The sequence below is a fragment of the Microbacterium sp. Bi128 genome, from assembly GCF_918698205.1.
This window is the reverse complement of the sequence record NZ_CAKKMM010000469.1, coordinates 1-3,527: the sequence shown is the minus strand read 5'-3', so window position 1 is coordinate 3,527 and position 3,527 is coordinate 1. Positions and strand designations below refer to the sequence as shown.

Below are 3,527 nucleotides of genomic sequence, written 5' to 3'. Positions count from 1 at the left end.
GTACAGGTCGATGTGGTCGGTGCCGAGGCGCTTGAGGGAGCCCTCGACGGCGGCCCTCACGTTCGCCGCGCTGCTGTCGACCACGCCGGAGCCGCCGCCGGAATGGGAGACCAGGCCGAACTTCGTTGCAATCCTGACCTGATCGCGGCGTCCCTTGACGGCTTGGCCGACGATCTCCTCGCTCAGGAACGGCCCGTAGATCTCCGCGGTGTCGATGTGGGTGACCCCGAGGTCAAGGGCGCGGTGGATCGTCCGGATCGACTCCGCGTTATCCAGGGCGCCCTCGCTGGTGTAGGTGCCGGCCATGGTCATGGCGCCGAGTCCGATGCGGGAGACTTCCAGGCTTCCGAGGCGTGCGTTCTTCATGGTGTATTTCCTTTGGGTGTGGTTCCCCGGCCTGGAATGTGGGCATGGCCCACAGCGTGGCGAGGGTTTTTGGGCGGCCGGTAGCCATTGGCGTCCGGCGGGTATGTCGAGACTGGGTGGACGACGGCGGGAGGCTCCCGACGTCATCCGTTTGCCTGGGTGTCAGGCGTCGGTGTCAGGCGTCGTCGTGGGCCAGGTTGCTGGAGAGCTCGCGGTGGGCCTCGGCCTGGGCCTGGAGTTCCTTGGCCCGGGCCTCAAAGACTCCAACGGCGTCCGCTCCGGCGGCGAAGCGCAGCGGCGGTTCATCCAGCTCCGCCAGTTGGATGAGGGCGACGGCGAGCTTGGCCGGGTCCCCGCCCTGAAGGCCGTTCATGCCTTTCCACGCGGTGACTGTCTGCTCGGTCCGCTCGGAATAGTCCCCGATAGTGGATGCCGCGTAGCTGGTGGATTCCGCGGTGAGGAGCTCGGTGCGGAAGAATCCCGGCTCAACGATCATGGTGCGGATTCCGAACGGCGCGACTTCGGGGGCCAGGGATTCGGCCCAGCCCTCCACACCGAACTTCGAGGCGGCGTAAGCAGAAAGGAACTCCCCGCCGGCGATGCCGGCGGTGGAGGAGATCGTGACCAGCAGGCCCGAGCGCTGGGCCCGCAGGACGGGCAGGGCCGAGCGGGTGACGTTTATGGGTCCGAACATGGTGGTTTCGATTTGGGCCCGGAAGTCCTCCGGGGTGATTTCCTCGAAGAACCCGGCGTAGAAGTTGCCGGCATTGTTTACGAGCACGTCGATCCGGCCGAACCGGTCCACGGCGGCGGCGATGGCGGCGGTGGCGTCGGCGGGGTTGGTGACGTCGAGTTTTACGGCCAGCAGGTTCTCGTTCTCCCCGACGGCCTGGGCGACCTTGTCGGGGTTGCGGCCGGTGGCGACGACTGTGTGGCCGGCGGCCAGGGCGGCCTTGGCGATGTCAATGCCCATACCGCGGCCTGCCCCGGTGATGAACCAGACTTTCTGTCCGGTCTTGGCGTCGTTGTGCTCAGTCATGTTCTGTCTTTCCTGGGTTGGGTGTTCCGGGCCGCGCGTGGGAGCGCAGATCCGGGATGGAAGGGTCGCTGGTTGCGGTTTTCGTCGGGGGCGATGCCGCCCAGCTGGCAAGGAACGCCAGCGCGTTTTCGGATGCGGACCCCGGCTCTGCAGTGAAGGTGTACAGGGTTTGTCCCTCATCGCCGGGAAGGTCGAGCGTCTCGAACTGCAGCGACACGTCGCCGGCGACCGGATGGTGGAAGCGCTTGGTTCCCGTGGTGTGGATCCTTACGTCATGGCCGGCCCACAAGGCGGCGAAGTGCCCGCTGCGTGTGGTCAGCTCGCCGACCAGTTCGTTCAATGCGCGGTCATGGGGATTCCGTCCCGCTTCCGATCGGAGCATCGCCACCGTGGTGGCGGCGATTGCGGACCAATCGGGGTAGAAGTCCCCTGCCCCCGGATCGAGGAAGAGGTACCGCGCCTGGTTCGGCAGCTGGCCCGGAGCCTCCGGACCAGCGGCTGCTGTGGACTCGAACACCGGCCCGTACAGCGCGCGCCCCAAGGAGTTGGCGGCCAGCACGTCCGAGCGTCCGTTCTGCACCAGGGCGACCGCTCCGGTCATCCCGTCCAGCAAACGCAATACTCCGGGACGGACCCTCTGCTGCGGTGGCCGGCGCGCCGGCCGCCGGGATGACGGCGTGTTGGCCGTCCTGGCCAAGTCCATCAGATGTGTCCGCTCTGCCTCATCCAGCTGAAGGGCGGAGGCCACAGCGTCGAGGACCGAGTCCGAGACGCCGCGGATGCTGCCGCGTTCCAGCCGCGTGTAATAGTCCGTGCTTACCCCGGCGATCTGGGCCACTTCCTCCCGACGCAGCCCCGGAACGCGGCGCAGTTCGCCATAGTTGGGGAGCCCGGCCTGATCCGGGGTGATCTTCGCCCGGCGCGAGATCAGGAAGTCTCGGATTTCGTCTTTTCTGTCCACATCCACCACGCTACGCAGCCCGGACGGGCGGTGGCAGTGTCTATCAGACACCCCCAGTTGAGGCGGTGGATACAGGTGTGGCCCCTCAGAACCGGTCGATGTTCGTAGCCCGGCCGGGTCACAGTCCGCCGCCCGGCTGCTTTGGTGACAGATCGCGCTAAAGTGTGCGTATGCCTAGGATTTCGGCCGCGAGCAACGCCGCCCAACGTGCCGAGACCCAGCGTCGCATCCTGACCGCGTTCGGGGAACTTCTCTTCACCCACGGGCTCCCCGGCCTGACCATGACGGACGTCGCGCGCCATGCCCAGATCGGCCGGACCGCCGTCTACAACTACTACGCGGATATCGAAGAGCTCCTCATCGCCTACGCCCTGGATGAGACCGAGCGGTTCCTGCTCGATCTGCGCGAATCCCTCGATGCACTGGAGAACCCGGTGGAGCGCCTGGCCGTCTACGTCCGCGCCCAGGTGGAGGACCTGAGCCGGCGCCACCTGCCGCCGGGGCCGGCCATGGCGGCGGTGCTCTCGCCGTCGTCGTTCGCCAAACTGGCCGACCACGTGGGTGAGCTCAGCGTGCTCCTGCGTGGCATCCTGCGCGACGGCATGGCCCAGGGGTACCTGCCCGAGTCGGACATTGCCCAGCTGGCCCAGCTCATCCACGGCACGCTCTCCTCAAGCGCTGCGCGGGGCGACGGGGCGGGCCAGGACGCCGAGGCCGAGGCACGGCTCGCCCGGACGGTGCGGTTTGTCCAGCTGGGGGCCGGGGCGAGGTTTGACGACGCCGGCCAGCCGGTCCGCACCATCCGCTAGGCTGCGGCGCCTGGAGGCGGGAAGGCTGGAAGGCTGGCAGGCCGTGCCTTAGCCCGTGCCGGGCGTCGCCGTGGGTACGGCGGGCAGCGTGGCCTCATCCACGATGCGCCGGTTCTCGCGGGGGCAGCTGAGCTGGCCCGGCGTCTGGTCCACGAGTTCCGGCTTGGCCAGTTCCTTGAAGTCGCCGGTAATGATCACGTCCACGCTCGGGTCAGCGCGGCCGTCCTGGACATAGTCCGAGCCGGGCACGTGGCGCTGGACGCTGAAGGCGGCCGACTGGCCGGCGGCACCGGAGACCACCAGCGCCACGCCGCGGTAGCTCGACGTCGTGTTCCCCACGGCACCCACCAGG

Annotated in this window: 4 protein-coding genes and 1 pseudogene; 1 reads left to right on the top strand and 4 read right to left on the bottom strand. The window is 68.0% G+C overall.

Annotated elements, in window-relative coordinates; all coding sequences use genetic code 11:
• The 3 genes from LQV45_RS21215 to LQV45_RS21205 form a co-directional block, all read right to left on the bottom strand.
• Nucleotides 1–366 (bottom strand): aldo/keto reductase (locus tag LQV45_RS21215; protein WP_230008701.1); only part of this gene is annotated, 366 nt, incomplete at its 3' end.
• A gap of 175 nt (nucleotides 367–541) precedes the next feature.
• Complete coding sequence (locus tag LQV45_RS21210; protein ID WP_230008700.1) at nucleotides 542–1,405, bottom strand: SDR family oxidoreductase; 864 nt, start codon at nucleotides 1,403–1,405, stop codon at nucleotides 542–544.
• On the bottom strand, nucleotides 1,398–2,375 hold the full coding sequence (locus LQV45_RS21205) for a helix-turn-helix transcriptional regulator (RefSeq protein ID WP_230008699.1): 978 nt from the start codon (nucleotides 2,373–2,375) through the stop codon (nucleotides 1,398–1,400). Before LQV45_RS21205 ends, LQV45_RS21210 begins: the two co-directional genes overlap by 8 nt.
• A gap of 161 nt (nucleotides 2,376–2,536) precedes the next feature.
• Between LQV45_RS21205 and LQV45_RS21200 the strand changes: the two genes are divergently transcribed.
• The gene (locus LQV45_RS21200) at nucleotides 2,537–3,175 is read left to right on the top strand and encodes a TetR/AcrR family transcriptional regulator (RefSeq protein ID WP_230008698.1); all 639 of its coding nucleotides are present in this window, start codon (nucleotides 2,537–2,539) and stop codon (nucleotides 3,173–3,175) included.
• A 48-nt stretch (nucleotides 3,176–3,223) separates the two neighbouring features.
• Here LQV45_RS21200 and LQV45_RS21195 read toward each other — a convergent pair.
• Nucleotides 3,224–3,527: pseudogene (locus LQV45_RS21195) on the bottom strand (LytR family transcriptional regulator); the annotation flags it as partial.